The sequence below is a fragment of the Guptibacillus hwajinpoensis genome (assembly GCF_020171785.1).
In the GTDB taxonomy this organism is placed as follows: domain Bacteria; phylum Bacillota; class Bacilli; order Bacillales; family Guptibacillaceae; genus Guptibacillus; species Guptibacillus sedimenti.
This window is the reverse complement of the sequence record NZ_JAIVAE010000003.1, coordinates 184,285-201,357: the sequence shown is the minus strand read 5'-3', so window position 1 is coordinate 201,357 and position 17,073 is coordinate 184,285. Positions and strand designations below refer to the sequence as shown.

The 17,073-nt window shown below is 39.0% G+C and carries 15 protein-coding genes; 11 read left to right on the top strand and 4 right to left on the bottom strand.

What is annotated here, in order from left to right; translation table 11 throughout:
* Window positions 1-91: 91 nt before the first annotated feature.
* Genes LCL91_RS04985 through LCL91_RS04955 form a run of 7 tightly spaced genes read left to right on the top strand, consistent with a single transcriptional unit; the run spans window position 92 to window position 7,387 of the window.
* Window positions 92-955, top strand: coding sequence for a branched-chain amino acid ABC transporter permease (locus LCL91_RS04985; protein ID WP_098443790.1), 864 nt, complete (start codon window positions 92-94; stop codon window positions 953-955).
* The gene (locus LCL91_RS04980; RefSeq protein ID WP_224880511.1) at window positions 955-1,962 is read left to right on the top strand and encodes a branched-chain amino acid ABC transporter permease; all 1,008 of its coding nucleotides are present in this window, start codon (window positions 955-957) and stop codon (window positions 1,960-1,962) included. The genes LCL91_RS04985 and LCL91_RS04980 overlap by 1 nt, the downstream gene beginning before the upstream one ends.
* A complete protein-coding gene (locus LCL91_RS04975) occupies window positions 1,962-2,741 on the top strand; it encodes an ABC transporter ATP-binding protein (protein WP_224880509.1) in 780 nt (259 codons plus the stop codon). Before LCL91_RS04980 ends, LCL91_RS04975 begins: the two co-directional genes overlap by 1 nt.
* Window positions 2,719-3,426: an ABC transporter ATP-binding protein gene (locus LCL91_RS04970; protein ID WP_224880507.1), complete on the top strand. Its 708-nt coding sequence runs from the start codon at window positions 2,719-2,721 to the stop codon at window positions 3,424-3,426. Before LCL91_RS04975 ends, LCL91_RS04970 begins: the two co-directional genes overlap by 23 nt.
* 31 nt (window positions 3,427-3,457) lie before the next feature.
* The gene (locus LCL91_RS04965; RefSeq protein ID WP_224880505.1) at window positions 3,458-4,693 is read left to right on the top strand and encodes an ABC transporter substrate-binding protein; all 1,236 of its coding nucleotides are present in this window, start codon (window positions 3,458-3,460) and stop codon (window positions 4,691-4,693) included.
* A gap of 26 nt (window positions 4,694-4,719) precedes the next feature.
* The gene (locus tag LCL91_RS04960; protein ID WP_224880503.1) at window positions 4,720-6,387 is read left to right on the top strand and encodes a long-chain fatty acid--CoA ligase; all 1,668 of its coding nucleotides are present in this window, start codon (window positions 4,720-4,722) and stop codon (window positions 6,385-6,387) included.
* Window position 6,388: 1 nt separating this feature from the next.
* The gene (locus tag LCL91_RS04955) at window positions 6,389-7,387 is read left to right on the top strand and encodes a phosphotriesterase family protein (RefSeq protein ID WP_224880501.1); all 999 of its coding nucleotides are present in this window, start codon (window positions 6,389-6,391) and stop codon (window positions 7,385-7,387) included.
* 31 nt (window positions 7,388-7,418) lie between these two features.
* Here LCL91_RS04955 and LCL91_RS04950 read toward each other — a convergent pair whose 3' ends face one another.
* Entirely contained in the window at window positions 7,419-8,339 is a 921-nt protein-coding gene (locus tag LCL91_RS04950; RefSeq protein ID WP_224880499.1) for a ketopantoate reductase family protein, read from the bottom strand.
* A 135-nt stretch (window positions 8,340-8,474) separates the two neighbouring features.
* On the opposite strand from LCL91_RS04950, the gene LCL91_RS04945 reads away from it, so the two are divergent.
* Both LCL91_RS04945 and LCL91_RS04940 read left to right on the top strand, forming a co-directional pair.
* Window positions 8,475-9,377, top strand: a complete 903-nt coding sequence (locus tag LCL91_RS04945; RefSeq protein WP_224880496.1) for a hypothetical protein — start codon at window positions 8,475-8,477, stop codon at window positions 9,375-9,377.
* A 58-nt stretch (window positions 9,378-9,435) separates the two neighbouring features.
* The gene (locus LCL91_RS04940) at window positions 9,436-10,374 is read left to right on the top strand and encodes an NADP-dependent oxidoreductase (RefSeq protein WP_224880494.1); all 939 of its coding nucleotides are present in this window, start codon (window positions 9,436-9,438) and stop codon (window positions 10,372-10,374) included.
* 161 nt (window positions 10,375-10,535) lie between these two features.
* On the opposite strand, the gene LCL91_RS04935 is transcribed toward LCL91_RS04940, so the two are convergent.
* Complete coding sequence (locus tag LCL91_RS04935; protein ID WP_425589656.1) at window positions 10,536-11,903, bottom strand: YjiH family protein; 1,368 nt, start codon at window positions 11,901-11,903, stop codon at window positions 10,536-10,538.
* 819 nt (window positions 11,904-12,722) lie between these two features.
* Between LCL91_RS04935 and LCL91_RS22190 the strand changes: the two genes are divergently transcribed.
* Entirely contained in the window at window positions 12,723-13,736 is a 1,014-nt protein-coding gene (locus LCL91_RS22190; RefSeq protein WP_369522935.1) for a GNAT family N-acetyltransferase, read from the top strand.
* A gap of 531 nt (window positions 13,737-14,267) precedes the next feature.
* On the opposite strand, the gene cspD is transcribed toward LCL91_RS22190, so the two are convergent.
* Both cspD and LCL91_RS04915 read right to left on the bottom strand, forming a co-directional pair.
* On the bottom strand, window positions 14,268-14,468 hold the full coding sequence (cspD, locus tag LCL91_RS04920; RefSeq protein ID WP_048309367.1) for a cold-shock protein CspD: 201 nt from the start codon (window positions 14,466-14,468) through the stop codon (window positions 14,268-14,270).
* 225 nt (window positions 14,469-14,693) lie between these two features.
* The gene (locus LCL91_RS04915) at window positions 14,694-15,896 is read right to left on the bottom strand and encodes an MFS transporter (protein WP_224880492.1); all 1,203 of its coding nucleotides are present in this window, start codon (window positions 15,894-15,896) and stop codon (window positions 14,694-14,696) included.
* 752 nt (window positions 15,897-16,648) lie between these two features.
* Here LCL91_RS04915 and LCL91_RS04910 point away from each other — a divergent pair.
* Window positions 16,649-17,062 carry a CoA-binding protein gene (locus tag LCL91_RS04910; RefSeq protein WP_224880489.1) on the top strand — a complete coding sequence of 138 codons (414 nt, stop codon included), beginning with the start codon at window positions 16,649-16,651 and terminating at the stop codon, window positions 17,060-17,062.
* Window positions 17,063-17,073 lie beyond the last annotated feature (11 nt).

Here is a 17,073-nt window from a genome sequence, read left to right as displayed (position 1 = left end):
TTCAATCCAGATTTATTCCTACATCTTGAATCCCCTTCATAAGTCCGCCGTCTCCCTAGTCTGGATCTAATTTAATAAAAGGAGGAAGATGATGGAGCTCCTTATCCAGCAGATTTTTAACGGACTTACAATTGGAAGCGTTTACACACTTGTCGCCCTTGGTCTAACACTTGTTTTTGGCATTTTACATGTTCCCAATTTTGCACACGGTGCTTTTTATATGGTTGGTGCTTATATTACTTTAATGATGATGGTTGGTTTTGGTTTTCATTATTGGATCGCCATTATTGCTTCAGTGGCTGTTGTTGCTCTTCTTGGAGTTGTCACACAGCAGCTAATATTTAAAAAGTTAGAAGGCGCAGATGGTATGAGAATGATGGTTGCTGCCATCGGGATTCTCCTTTTTCTAGAAGCATTTGGTCAATTTATGTGGGGTACGGAATACCACAGAATGGACACTCCTTATGGGTCGGTCGTTAATTTATTCGGTCTAACTGTAACGTTACAACGTCTTCTAATTATAGTTGCTGCTGTCATCCTTATGCTTGCATTACATTTTTTCTTAACGAAAACAATGATCGGAGCAGCGATTGTCGCAATGGCTCAAAATCGAGAGGGTGCGTTCCTGGTAGGTATTAATGCAAATCAGGTGGCTTGGCTTACCTTTGCGATTGCCGGTGGATTAGCAGCTGCAGCCGCATCATTAGCATCCCCTATTAATCTTGTCTTTCCGACTATGGGAAACCTGGTCATTATGAAAGCTTTCGTTATCATCATTATCGGTGGAATGGGAAGTATCCCCGGAGCAATTCTTGGTGGTTATTTGCTTGGCCTTACCGAAAGCATTGGAGCAACGTACATATCATCTGATTATAAAGACGTTATTGCGTTTCTTCTACTCGTAGTCATTCTAACAGCCAAGCCAACTGGGTTATTTACGAAGGGGGTTCAGTAATGCTGAATGTCTTATCGAAGCGAGTGCTAATCGGTATCATTGCCGTCGCTGCTGTTTTATTTCCTCTCGTTTTTCCAAATATGTATGTTCTCCAATTACTTACGCTTGTGTTTATTTGGTCGATCGCGGTTTACGGATTTAATATTATTTCAGGGTACGTAGGGTATCTGTCTCTCGCACATGCTGGTTTTTTTGCAATTGGAGCATATGGACTTGGTCTATTAACAACCAAAGCAGGCATGTCTTATTGGCTATCTCTCCTTCTGGCAGTTCTTATCACTTCTATTGCCGGGGCTCTAGTTGGAGTGATTGCTCTTCGAACAAAATCTCATTTTTTTGCTATTTACACCATGTGTGTAGGTGTCATTGTCTATCTTTTAATAGACAAGTGGGATAGCTTAACGGGGGGAGTTCGTGGATTAATCGGGATACCAGCACCAAGCAATATAGGGCCCATTACGTTTGATACATTAACCTCTCAATATTACCTTGCTTTGTTCTTTCTAATCCTTACAGTTTTTCTTTGTTACCGCATTGTTCATTCTTTACTAGGACGAACGTTTATTGCGATAAGAAACAGTGAAGAACTGGCCAAAACAATTGGGATCTCCATTATGAAAAACCAACTGTTAGCTTTTACCTTATCTGCTTTATTTGCTGGTCTTTCAGGTGCGTTATATGCTTCATTTATCCGTTTTATCGGTCCGCAAATATCAGCGATTACCGTAACATTTGAAATGCTGATGTATCTTCTAGTGGGGGGCATTGGAACGCTTGCAGGTCCTCTTGTCGGAACACTTATTGTTATTTCACTTACTCAATCATTACAGTTTCTTGAAGAATATCGGATGCTTATTTTTGGTCCGGTTGTAGTTCTATTAGTTCTATACTACCCGCGTGGAATCACTGGAAGTATAAACGGCTATGTGCAAAGAAAGAAACAGCAAAGAGTAAAGATTGCGAATGAAGAACATGAAGTGAAAAGGAAAGTAGGTGAGGCTGGATAATGTTCTTTTCTACACAGGGGATTACAAAACGTTTCGGGGGATTAGCAGCGGTTGAAGATGTGAGTGTATCGGTTGAGAAAGGAACGATCACGGCCATTATCGGTCCAAATGGTGCCGGGAAATCTACCTTTTTTAATCTAATTAGTGGAATCCACCCACTTTCTTCAGGGAAAATTCTTTTTAAAGATCGTGATATTACAAAAATGCCCCCACAGCAAATTGCACGTCTAGGAATCGGAAGAACGTTTCAAACGACTAACTTGTTTGAGCAATCGACCGTTCTAGATAATGTTCTAATCGGACATAGATTGCGCACAAAATCAGGGATATGGGATGCGATTTTTCGAACGAAAAGAGAAAAAGAGGAAGAAAAAAAGTCTTATCAAACAGCACTCGACGCACTGGAATTTGTTGAAATGATGCATGTTGTTGAACATCCTGTCTCACTTATTACGCAGGAAGAGAAGAAGAGACTTGCCTTTGCTCTTGCATTAGCAACCGATCCAGAACTGGTTCTTCTTGATGAACCGGCCGCTGGAGTTAATCCTGACGAGACGGATGGGCTAGCGTATTTAATGAGAAAAATGGCAGATCACGGGATTACTGTCTGTTTAATTGAACATAAGATGCCAATGATCATGAGCCTTGCTGATCAAATCGTTGTCTTAAATCATGGGAAGAAAATTGCAGAAGGGCGACCTGATGAAATTCGTCAAAATGAAGCGGTTATTCAAGCCTATCTCGGAGGTGAAGCGCATGCTCCAGTTAAACAATATTAATGTGAATTATGGCGCTTCTTCCGTACTTCATCATATTTCACTCGAAGTAAAAAAAGGTGAAACAGTGGTGTTACTTGGTGCAAATGGAGCTGGAAAAAGTACAATCTTTCGTACGATCAGTGGTTTAATGAAACCAGCTTCTGGTGATGTGATGTTTATGGATCGTAAGTTAACTGGAAAATCGCCTCACACTTTAGTGAAAGAAGGGATCGTGCAATGTCCTGAAGGTAGAAAGTTATTTCCACAAATGTCTGTTTATGAAAATTTGAAAATGGGCAGTTTTGTTCATCGGAAACATCGTAAGGAAGTGGAACAGAGCTTAAAGGAGGTGTATTCCCTTTTTCCTATTTTATATGATAAGCGGCATGAGGCAGCAGGTTCTTTAAGTGGTGGTCAACAGCAGATGTTAGCGATTGGACGAGCATTAATGGCCAAACCGAAAGTTCTTTTACTAGATGAACCTTCATTAGGACTTGCCCCCCTCATTGTAGAGCAAATGTTTCATATTATTGAGGATATCAATGAGCAGGGAACAACAATTCTTCTAGCTGAGCAAAACGCCAATGCTGCACTACAAATTTCTAACCGTGGCTATGTGATTGAAAGTGGCAAGATTGTTCTTCAAGGAAGTAAAGAGGAACTTTTGTCTAATGATCAAATTCGAAAAGCTTATATTGGGGCATAAAAACGGAATCGATTTGAATAGGGGGAAAACAATGAGAATCGGGATAAAGCTTTTTGTTTACATGGTGATGTTGATCGGCATGGTCGTAGTGGCGGGATGTGCGGCAGATTCTGTTAGTAACTCTAGCAATGAAGGGGCTTCAAATACAAGCGAACCGAAAGATACGAGCAAGGATACAAGTGCAGATACGACATTCGAAAATACTGTAAATATTGGATTTAGTGGCCCTTTAAGTGGACCAGCAGCTTACTATGGAGAGAATACGTTGAGTGGTTTAGAGATGGCTGTAGATGAAATTAACAAGGAAGGCTTTGAAGTGGATGGCGAAAAATACGGGGTTAACCTCGTAACGCTTGATGATCAGTATTTGCCTAATGAAACAGGAACGAACGCAAGAAGGCTTGTTCAAGAAAATGATACGCCGATTGTTTTTGTTCCACATAGCGGTGGTGTTTTCGCAACCCAAGTATTTAATGAACAAGAAGAATTTTTAATCGCAGCCTATACAAGTGAACCCAAAATTATGGAACAGGATAATTCACTTACTTTAGGAATTCCCCCTGCGTACAGCGCATATCCTGAAGCTTTTACAAACTATCAAATGGAACGGTATGGTAAGAAAATTGCAATGCTACCAACCTCATCTCAGTACGGAAAAGACTGGACAGAAGCACTAAAACCAGTTTGGGAAGAGAATGGTGGGGAAGTCGTTTTTGAAGGGTCCATTGATTTTAGTAAAGATACTGACTTTTTCTCAATTGTCACAAAAGCATTAAGCAACAATCCTGACGTGCTTTTTGTAGGGGGACCATCACAGCCAACAGCCCTCGTTATTAAACAAGCTAGAGAATTAGGCTTTGAAGGTGGATTTATGCTGATGGACCAAGCAAAAATTGAGGAAATTGAGCCGGTACTAGGTGGACTTGATCAGTTAGAGGGAACAATTGGAGCACTACCAATTATTGATAGCGATGCGCCAGGTGCAGAAGAGTTTATAAGCCAATACAAAGAACGTTTTGATCGAATTCCAACTGCTGAAGGTGCATTTAACTATCAAGCGATGCATGTCATTGTCAATGCCATGTCTGAATCAGGTTCGGTGGAAGATCCAACGAAGATTATGGAGAGTATGGATGCCGCTATCCAATCACTACCTGATGAAAAGATGGTTTGGCACTTAACAGGTATTTATAATGGTGGTGCATTTGACTGGAAACCTGCTATTGGAGCAGTTGAAGATGGAAAAGTTGTGAAGGTGGAAAATTAAGAGAAATTGAAAGGGGATCTAACAAGATGCAAACAAATCATTTTCAATTCTGGCCAAAACGAGTACCCTATTCACTAACCATTCCTGAAACAACCATTTATGATAACCTCACCGTATCTGCTAAACGTTATCCTAATAAAGAAGCGATTCTTTATTATGGAGCAAAGATGACGTATAAAGAGTTACTTCATGAAGTCGATCAGACTGCAGCCTTTCTTGAACAGTTGCAGGTAAAAGAAGGAGAAAATGTTCTTCTTTTTATGCAAAATTCAGCACAGTTCATAATTAGCTACTATGCAATTTTAAGAGCTAACGCCGTCGTTGTCCCAATTAATCCTATGTTAACAGCAGAAGAGCTATCTTTTTATATTAAAGATTGCGAAATTAAAACTGCTATTGTGGGTCAGGAGTTATATGAGAAAGTAGAGCCTTTAGTAAACACAACAACTCTTACTAATGTGATTACGGCAGCCTATTCTCACTATGCTGGTAATGAAAGTGATATGCCTGCGGAAGTGGCGTTAGAGGCAAAAAGAGTAGATAAACCGAACCACTATACGTGGGAAGATGCGATTCATCATTCGAATGTACCTGGAGAATATGTACGTACGATCGATGACGTTGCGGTTATGCCCTATACTTCTGGTACAACAGGTTTACCAAAAGGGTGTATCCATCCGAATCGCACCTTACAAGCGAATGCGGTAGGCGCATCTCAGTGGATGAATATTACCGCGGATGGCATGCACCTTGTAACGCTTCCATTGTTTCACGTAACCGGAATGCTTCATAGTATGCATGCACCGATTTATAGCGGGGCACCAATGGTTATTATGACGCGTTGGGATCGCAATTTGGCTGCGAAATACATTGAACACTACGAAGTTGCTAATTGGGTGAATATTAGTACGATGCTAATCGATTTTCTTTCGAATCCAAATCTACCAAACTACTCCATTTCATCATTAAAAATACTAGCTGGGGGAGGCGCGCCTTTACCAGCGGCGGTTGGAGAGAAATTATACAACTTAACTGGATTACGATTTATTGAAGGATACGGGTTATCTGAAACGATTTCTCATACGCATTTCAACCCACCAGATTTTCCTAAACTTCAGTGTCTTGGTGTACCGTCGTTCGATGTAGATGCACGTGTCATCGATCCAAATACAATGAAGGAGCTCGGTCCAGGTGAGCCTGGCGAAATCATTGTGAACGGTCCACAGGTGTTTGATGGCTATTACAATCGTGACGATGAAAACCGCAGTTCGTTCATTGAACTTGATGGAAAGTCTTTTTTCCGAACAGGAGATATCGGTCGCTATGATGAAGAGGGATACTTCTTTATGATTGATCGTGTGAAACGCATGGTCAATGCCTCAGGCTTTAAAGTTTGGCCAACAGAAGTAGAATCAATTTTATATAAGCATCCAGCAGTTCAACAAGCTTGTGTCGTTGGTGTACCGGATCCAAGGCGCGGCGAAACAGTGAAAGCTTTCGTCATTTTGAATGAAGATGATAAAGGAAAAGTGACAGAAGAAGAGATTATCGAATGGTCTAAAGAGCAGATGGCTGCTTATAAATACCCAAGAATGATTGAGTTTATGGACGCTTTTCCAACAACGAGTAGTGGTAAGATTTTATGGAGAAAGCTACAGGATAACGAACGTCAAAAAGCAGAGGGAGTGAAGTAAGGTGGGGGAAACAGTCGAAACGGTTACTGGACCAATCGCGATTGATCAGCTGGGAAAAACACTAGTTCACGAACATTTTGCTTTTGGTTATCCTGGATTTAGTGGGGATATTTCACTTGGTGCTTTTGATTTTCAGGAGGCGCTTCGAGTTGGGATTTCAGTGGCTGAAAATGTTATGGCACATGGTGTGAAAACCGTTGTAGATCCAACACCAAATGAATGTGGGCGAAATCCAGAGCTTCTTCAGAAAATATCAACAGAGACTGGTCTTCAAATTATTTGTGCGACAGGTTACTACTATGAAGGAGAAGGAGCAACGCCTTATTTCAAATTTAGGCAAGGTCTTGGTACAGCGGAAGAAGATATTTACGAAATGTTTATAAAAGAAATAACAGACGGCATTGGAACGACTGGAATTAAACCAGGTATTATCAAGTTAGCGTCCAGTAAAGATCAGATAACGGATTATGAGAAGATGTTTTTTAAAGCGGCTGCTCGAGTTCATAAAAAAACCGGTATTTCAATATTAACCCACACTCAGGAAGGGACAATGGGTCCTGACCAAGCAAAGCTGCTTGTGGAAGATGGCGTAAATCCACAGTCCATTATCATCGGTCATATGTGTGGCAATACAGATGCCGCATACCATTTAAAAACATTAGAATGGGGAGTGAACATCGGGTTCGATCGTTTTGGGATACAGGGACTCGTCGGCGCGCCTTACGATAAAGAGCGTCTCATTACGTTAATTGGATTACTGAATAGCGGATATGAAAAACAAATTATGCTTTCACATGATACCGTTAACTACTGGATGGGACGTCCCCCTGTTCTACCGGAACAAGTCGAAAAAATCATGGCAAACTGGCAGCCGGTGTATCTTTTTGAAGAGATAATTCCTAAATTGAAGACGGCGGGTATATCGGAAGAAACGATAGCTATTTTATTTGAAGAAAATCCGAAAAAGCTATTTTTATCAAAATCTAGTGTGAAAGCGTAAAAAAAGCGAGGGTTCTCCTCGCTTTTTGGCTTTAAATGTTTTGCGTTTCAAAAGGCTTTATTAATCCGTAGAGCGTTTCCGTATAAGGAAGTTTCAACTCTACCTTTTCCGCAAGACGTAACGCACCACCTTGAAGGTGTTCAACTTCAAGGTTATTTTTTTTTCTTTTATCTTGATGCATTGACGATGTTGCTTCGTACCGTAGGGAGTGAAATGATTTCATACGACGATCGATATCTTCCTGATTAATGTGAACATCGTAGTAGGAAGCAAGAGTTTTGATTTCCATCATCACATTCTCAACAAGTTTTAGCGTTTCAGGTATAGCACGAATTGTTCCTGTATGTATATCTCCAGCTGTGGTTATACCAGACATAGCTGAAATAAACATATACTTTTTCCACATTTCTTCTTCGATGGTAGAAGTTAATTGTGAGTTGAAATTCGCACGTTCATTTATTTCGTTTAATGTTGCACAAATTTCTTTTTGTGATGGATGGAGTGGACCAAATATCAATTCATGGAGTTCGCTTGTATGATTGACATACCCGCGGTTATCAAGCGTTGCAATAATATAAGATAATCCACCTAAAACGACTTCTTCCCCAAGCTCTTCTTTTAGAATGGAAATATGTTCAATACCATTTAGAATGGGAAGTACCTTTGCTCCTTTTGCTACAAATTCTTTAAGTACTGGAATTGTTTCACCAAGGTGGTATCCTTTTACTCCTAACAATACTAAATCAGGTGAAGAAGCTTGAGAAGGGTTTGTCAAAAGTGTAGGAGATGAGATTCTTGTGTCACCTTTTACACTTGTAACCTGTAATCCTTCACGTTCTATTTGTTTTTTTCTTCCTTCACGTACAAAAAACGACACGTTCGCACCGCTTTCTATCCATCTGGATCCAAAATATGTACCAAGTGCACCTGCTCCCATGATAATGATATTCATAAACATCCTCCTTTTTCGAAATCGCTTTCTTTCTATTACTCTACTTATTTAGTGTCATAATTTCAAGAAGGCAGGAGATAAAAATATCGTCCAGAAATAGCTTAAGTGAGGAAAAGATTGAAAGGATTGATAAATATGAAAATCTTATCAGAGGAACAGTATGAAAAAGCAAGTCAATTTATAGAGCTACATGCAAGACCGCTCGACCGGGAGTATTTCGCATACTGGAGAGGGAATGGTGACAAAGAGAGAGTTCTTCACGAACTTGAAGCTTTCAGAAATGAAGATGGTGGTTTTGGGAATTATATTGAGCCTGATTTTCGTTTGCAAGAATCATCTCCCTTAGCCACAACGGTAGCATTTCAATATCTCAACGAACTTGGAGTAAACGCTGACCACCCATTTATTGTTGACGGTACGAACTATTTCCTAAAAACTTTTCGAGAGGATAGGAAAGATTGGCAGTCGGTACCTAATCTTGTGAATGATGTTCCGCATGCACCGTGGTGGCATGTATCGGAAAAGGAATCCCCCTATTTTGCTAATCCTGACGCTGAGATCGTTGGATATCTCCTCCACTATAACGTGGACCATCATGTCTCAAAAGAGATGTTATATAAGGTAATGGATCATCTTAGTCAATTAAGTGAATATGAAATTCATGAGGTGCAATGTTATCTACGATTAGGAAGGCTAGCAGGCGTAGATGTCCAGAAAGAGATTCATAAGCAGATTGAAAAGAAATTATCATACATTGTGGATCGTCCAGAAAAATGGGATCAATATGGAGTTCAGCCTCTTTTCCTGGTGGACTCTGTCCAATCGCCTTTTGCTAAAGAACTTAATCAGGAATTGAATGTGAATTTAGATTATTTAATTGAAAGTCAGCATGAGAATGGAAGGTGGGAACCAACCTGGGCATGGGGACAATTTGAAAATCATTGGGAAATTGCTAAAAAAGAATGGCAGGGAATACTAACTGTCCAAAACTTGATTACTTTATCTAAATTTGATCGTATCGACAGTTCGACTGTTTAGAAAAGAGGAAAGAAAGGGAACATAGTAGAGAGACATTGATTGAAAGGAGTTTTCTACTATGAAAGCAGTTGTAATCGAACAATATGGCGGTAAAGATGAGTTAGTTGAAAAAGAGGTGGCATCACCAACGCCGGACAAAAATCAGGTTGTGGTAACGAGCTATGCAACTTCAATTAACCCGATTGATTGGAAATTAAGAGAAGGTTATTTAAAAGAGATGCTTCCTTTTAACTTTCCTATTATTCTTGGGTGGGATATTTCTGGCGTGATTAAAGAAGTCGGTTCATCTGTTGAAGGGTTCAAAGAAGGCGACCGAGTATTTGCCAGACCGGCAACAACAGCAAATGGTACATATGCAGAGGAAGTTGTCGTAGATGATCATTTGCTTGCCCATATTCCTGATCGTATTTCTTATGAAGAAGCAGCATCTGTACCACTTGTAGGATTAACCGCGTGGCAATGTTTAATTGATTTTGCTGATATTCAAAAGGGTGAAAAAGTATTGATCCATGCTGGTGCTGGTGGTGTAGGAAGCTTTGCCATTCAGCTTGCAAAATATAAGGGTGCCTATGTAGCTACTACTGCAAGTGGTAAGAATGAAGATTATTTAAAATCACTTGGCGCTGACAAAGTTATTAATTATCGGGAGCAAGATTTCTCGGAAGAATTAGAAGAGTATGATGTCGTCCTTGATACAATGGGAGGAGACATACAAGAAAAAAGTTTTAATGTTTTGCGTGGTGGAGGTCGCCTTGTTTCAATCGTAGGAGAACCTGACCAGGAGAAAGCAAAAGAAAAAGGCGTTAGATCTGGGAATGTATGGCTTGAGCCAAATGGAGAGCAGTTGAAAGAGATCGCATCTTTGATGGAAAATGGTCATATTAAAGCAACAATTGGTCATCGTTTTCCGTTCAGTCAAGAAGGTATTCAAAAAGCACACGAGCTAAGCGAATCGCATCATGCGAAAGGAAAAATTGTTATTAATTTTAATAAGTAAAACGAAACAGCGGCTTAACTGCCGCTGTTTTATTTTATGGTTCATAAAATTTCATATACCGTACTAGATATAAAATATTTTAAGAACATTAGTTAAAAAACTATAAAACAATCAAAAGAAAAAATAAAAAAACCGGAACAAATTTGTCCCGGTTTTTCCCGTTAAAAAATAATATGTGCCATTACTACGATTATGGGTAGTGAAATAATCGTACGTTCTAGAAAAATAATAAATAAATCAATAAATCGAACAGGTACTTTAGAACCTAGCAATAAACCACCAACTTCAGACATATAGATGAGCTGGGAAACTGAAAGACTGGCAATTACAAAGCGGGTTAAATCACTTTCAATATCTGCACCGATAATCGCTGGTAAAAACATATCTGCAAATCCAATTACCATAGTTTGAGCTGCTTCAGCTGCTTCTGGGACCTGCATTAAATTAAGAATCGGAACGAATGGAGCACCAAGATAACTAAATAGTGGCGTGGTTTCAGCAATAATTAAAGCAACTGTTCCAATAGCCATTACGATTGGAATTACACCCATCCACATGTCGAGTACATTTTGAACGCCGCCTTTAATGACATTTGAAGCGCGATTATCTTCAGCAGTCTTTGTTGCTTGAAGGACGCCCCATTGAAAACGCGAGTGCCCCTCTGGAATCGTGTCATCCGGTGCTTCAGCCGCAGTTTCATAAGTAGTATCTGGCTTACGCGATAAAGGCGGTATTCTAGGCATAATAACCGCTGCTACAACGCCTGCTAGTACGATCGTTAAATAGTAGGGAATGAAATATTGCTCAAGCTTCATTTGTTGAAGTACGACAATACTAAACGTAATCGAAACAACTGAGAAGGTCGTCCCAATAACCGCTGCTTCACGTTTTGTATAATAGCCTTCTTCATACTGTTTGCTTGTTAATAATACACCAATCGTTCCATCGCCCATCCATGATGCAAGGCAATCGATCGAAGAGCGACCAGGGAGTGTGAAGATCGGTCTCATTATCTTTGTAAGAAGCGTACCGCAAAATTCTAACAGTCCGAAATTTAAGAGCAGTGGTAAAAACAGCCCTGCAAATAAAAATACAGAAAAGAGAATTGGAATAAGATCATTTAGTAACAAACCACCAGTGGCATCTGACCAAATCCATTCAGGACCAACCTGATAAAGAGTTAAGATGGCAAAAGCCATGCCCAGAACTCGAGCGATTACCCAGACCCATGATACTTGAAGAAGACTGGTGAGAAATGGACGTTTCGTAATCCAATTGGGTTTTGTGATAACTGCATAGGCACTTAGTAAAGCAGTTATCGTAATAATGATCGTCATAAGAGCGGATAGAGAAAAAGGAATGGTTGTTCCAAATAAGCCTTGTAACCAACCAGCCATTTTCGCTATTGGAATGGTAACACCTTCATCATTGGGGATTGGAATCATGAATAAGAAAATACCAATGAGAGATGGAATTATGAATTTTAATAAACCTTCTGAAGTTACTTTTCTTTGATGAGTGCTGTTCACGTAGTGTCACCTCTGTCGTTTCGCAACGGATTTTCTATCAAACCAAACGTATTTTTATAAAAACATAGTTATGAATATAACATATCAACTCCTTTTATGTAACATGAAAATACAAACTCTTGAATAAAAAAAGTGTTCAGAAAAAAGCGACCAATTGCATTATATCGTGAAATCGCTAACAATTAAAGAAGTTATTAAAGATGGAAGGTGATCAATAGTAAACAAACCGACTATTATCGACGTGAATCACATCAAGTTGTTATTCAGTTAGTTAAGGTTGATAAGTAAAGAAAAGAGGCAAGGATGCGGCATCCTCGCCTCTAGAATAAGTTTATTCTCATTTATTTTATCTTCATCCATATTTATGCATGTCTATGTGGATTCTCGAATTGATAAGATTCTTCAAAGGTTGAGCCAAAAAAGCATGAAGCACATTTACTGTATCCTTTTTGCCTTAAGTAAACAAGCAATTCTTGTTCATGATTGGCTTCAGTTCGGTCTTTAATCGGAGTATCGGGTAAATGACATTCATCACCAGCGTAAGCTGTCCTATGGACAATTTGTTTTTGGTGGTCAATCATGTATTTTCCCATATATATTTATCATATCCCATCTCTAATAAGTTTCTCCTAGTGTAACATACTAATGTTCACATTGATATATCCTAAACTTATTAGTATACCCGAAATAGAATAATATTATTACTATTATTGTGTATTTTTTCTAAAAAAATTTTCCAGCTTTCATTTATATTCATGTAAGGCTATTCCGATAAAGTAAAAAGGAGTTATAGAAGATAAATTTGTTAGGAGGATCTAAATGCATCCTATTGTTAAAAAAGGAGATGTGAGTATCCGTTATCTAAAAGACGGAGATGAGAATTACCTTTTAAAGTGGTTAACAGATCCTGCGGTATTAACTTATTATGAAGGGAAAGATCGTCCGTATACGTACGAAAAAGTTTTAGAAGATTTCTTTTTAGATGACGATGAAACAAGATGCCTGGTGCTGTTTAAGAATACTCCAATTGGCTATATCCAATTTTATTTAATGGTAGAGGTTGAGGGAATCGCACTTCCTACAAGCACTTATGGTATGGATCAGTTTATAGGAGAAACGTCGTATTGGAATCAAGGCATTGGGAAAAATCTGGTTCAATCGGTCGGTTATTATATTGAAACGACTTTAAAAGGATCTATGATTGTAATGGACCCACAAAAATGGAATGAAAGAGCAATTCGCTGTTATGAACATGCTGGGTTTACAAAGGTAGGTGTTCTTCCGAATCATGAATACCACGAAGGTAAGTGGAATGACTGTTTCTTGATGGTAAATGACTTTGCTACATATCGAATTCAGCCGCTCTCTTGTATGTATGAAAAACAAGTAACAAAATTCTTTACTGAATCGTGGGGAAGTTCAGTAATGGTCATCTCGACAGGCACATACAAACTTCACGAATTAGAGGGATTTGCAGCCTGCAGTTCAACCGGAAAAATAATTGGCGCTGTCACATTTAAGCGTCATGATCGTGTTATTGAAATTATTTCTCTTGATAGTGTTTTAGAAAATCAGGGGATAGGCTCACGATTAATGATGATGGTAGAGTTAATCGCAGTAGAATATCAATATCCGCTCATTAGAGTGATTACCACAAATGATAATATGAGTGCTTTAAACTTCTATCAACGAAAGGGCTATCGGATAAAAGAAGTTATTCCAGGTGCAGTCGATCAAGCTCGACAAGCAAAGCCTGAAATTCCGCTAATTGGAGAGCAAAACATTCCGATTCATGATGAGCTAATTCTTTATAAAAAGCTTTCCACTTATTGAAAAGTACGCATTAACAAGAGGCGAAAGGAAGAAATGGAATACGGGCGAGGTTATTATTTAAAGTATAAAGATCTCCTAATCCTCGAATCCGATCCAGCCACTGTAGCTATTTTGGATCGTTGTTGTTTAATGTATAAGGGTGGGCTATCATTCAGATTTAAATTGTTAGAAATGATTTCAAGGAATTTCGTTTCATCGTCTTCTTTACAAGTTGGCGAGGAGATAGGGCTCAATCATATACCAAAACGTTGGTGAAAGAGAGGGAGTTTCTTTCTTCACTCAATAGCTATGGCTATTATCATGTAACGTCTCAGGACGTCCTTGTGTGGTTTCAAAATATTCAAGCTGTTCATGGTTGTTATACTATTAGCGAAGCACACGTCCTAAACAAAGATGGACAAACGATGTTTCACCTTTATCATTGTCTACCGTTATCCGATGTTATGAACACTTAGAAGAGTTCGACACTCAATATTTATAGTAAATAAACAAGCCCCTGACGAAAGTTTCGTCGGGGGCTTGTAAAGCGATTTATGCTTTTGTTACGTTAGCTGCTTGTGGTCCGCGGTTACCTTCTACGATTTCGAAGTTAACTTCTTGGCCTTCGTCAAGTGTTTTGAAACCTTCGCCGTTGATTGCAGAGAAGTGTACGAATACGTCGTCTCCACCTTCAACTTCGATGAAACCGAAACCTTTTTCAGCGTTGAACCATTTTACTTTACCGTTTTGCATAAAAAATTGCCTCCTAATGTACCTCATCGTACATAATTTAAAATTCACCATTTACCATTGTCATACGTTTACATTAAAAAACTGCAGCTTGTGGAAGAGGATTTAACTTTGTTACCCTCTTTCGAAGCTACAGCTAATTTAAATCCTAAATATATTAATAGTAAAATGGTTTAAATATATAATAGCACCGGCTCTTCTAAATTGCAAACCATTCTGGAAATTTATTTACCGATTTATCGGGCTGGAACGCAATTTCTCTCGTGACTGAATTGGAAGTGCTGATCCAATTAGTGCTACCGCTGCTCCACCAAATAAAATACCCTGAATACCTTCCGTAGCAAAAGAGATTAATAACAAAAAAATTACAAGGTCAAATAACGAGTCAAGTATAGATAAGAGTGAGATCGTTGTCGCTCTTACATGAGATGGAATGATGGCGTTGCTTAACTTGGAATAAATCGGATAGCGAATGGCACCAACCCACCTTAAAAACAATACTAGAAATAAGATTATCCATAGCTGATTTTGACATAAAGCAGCCAACGACAGCCCGAAGGCAGAAAGAAGACCGGACGTGTACATTAAAACTGAATAAGAAAGCTTTTTATTTAACATACCGATACTTCTTGAAGAAAAGAATGCGAGTAAAGCACCTACGGCGTAAACTGGTCCGATAAAGTATACAGGAAGTCCGGAACCGATCATAAGAGGTTGGTCAAATTTTTGAAAAACCGCAACTGTTGGTATAAAGACGAGTGTTACATTCAAAAACATAACTAAAAGCCTCGGTGCCTGTTTGATCACTCGTACACCTTCCAAAACATTCTCGATCGAAGTTCCGGGTATATTCACTTTGCCAGAAGGCTCCTTAATAAAGAACAAAAGAACGAATTCAACGATATAGGAGACCATGCTTAATAAAATTAGTAGCTGAAATTGGTCTTGTTCAAGGTCTTTTGCAAAAAATGACCCAAACAGAACAGCGATCATCATAGCGATAAATCCTGCTGATTGAATTTTTCCCATAGCTTCATCCATTTTTTGCTGTTTATTATCTTTTTTTAATGACTCGTATATTAGCGCTTCGTCCGCTCCGGAGAAAAAAGTAACCGATAATCCGTTTAAAACGCTAAATAGCATAAACATTTCGAGACTATTAGCAAGTAAAAGGATACCAATACTACTTAGTTTAATCATGGAACCTGTAAGAAATGACACTCGAGCTCCATACCGATCTGCGAAAACACCGGTAGGGATTTCTCCTATTAAAACAGCGCCACTCCAGCATATTAAAAGAACAAGAATGTTTGCCTCATTTAATCCATTTTTTTCATAAAATAAGGTTAAAACAGGCTGTAAAAAACTAATCGTTCCAAAAAAGTGTACCCAGAACAATAGGGTCAGATTACGTGTTGATAAAGAAGACATGATCCTCCAACTTTCATTGTAAGTTCTGACAATGGAAAGACAGGAGGGAGTCATTTACATTAAAGCCAGTCGTCCCTCCTGTGTATTGACGTTAGCTCCAGAATTTTTAACATATTACCTTCTCCCTTCCACTAGTTAAGAGGAATTATAGCAAAACTATCCTCGTGAAACGACTCATTTTTTGAAATAAGAATAAATCTAATTATTGCTCGATCTATCTATCGTTTTAAGGGGGCAATTGGGTAACGGGACGGAATGGAAATGAGGGATTCATGTGTTGCAACCTCCAAAAATGGGATAATTAAATCTTTTCTTTCGAATTACCATGCTAGGTCAATCGTATTGTTATCTTTGCCTTGTGGCTCACTTTATGATTGGAAGGAAAGAATGACTAGCGAACTTACTGTTTTAGCCTCTAACCGAGCAGGGTATTGAAAAAGTAAGTCTATTTTAAGCGAAAGTATAGCTGGAGAAGCGACCCTTCCGTATTAGGAATAACTCAGTATGCCGGTCAGAGTTACCAGAGAAATTCAAATTAAAAGTATGGGGAAATTTTATTCAAAATTAAGCAAGTCTTTCTCGTCGTTCAGCTTACATAAAGCCCAGCATGCAGGAAAAAAACACCCCCTGTGTGCCCTGAGCTGATCATAAGAGGAATGAATTCTATTCTCCGCATTTGAGCGAAATAGTGTTGCTCTGGTCGGACATCTTTTATAATAGACTTAAACAAAAAAACAAAGGGGCGAGCGTAAATGACAATTCAAAACCCATCAAGGAAAGAGATTGGTAACATCCTAAAAACGAAGAAGCGAATTGCTGTTGTGGGTTTATCGAACAACCCTAATCGTACCTCTTTTATGGTATCTCAGGCGATGATGGATGCTGGTTACGACATTATCCCAGTTAATCCAACGATTGATGATGCGCTTGGAGTTAAAGCGGTAGATTCTCTGAAAGAAATTGAAGGTCATGTCGATATCGTTAATGTCTTTAGACGAAGTGAGTTTCTTCCAGACATTATGAAAGATGCCGTTGATATCGGGGCGGATGTTTTCTGGGCCCAACTCGGCGTGATGAATGAAGAAGCGTATGAATATGGAAAGAAACATGATATTAAAGTTATCATGGATCGTTGCATTAAAGTCGAACATGCGATGACGAAATAAGCTGAGGGCGT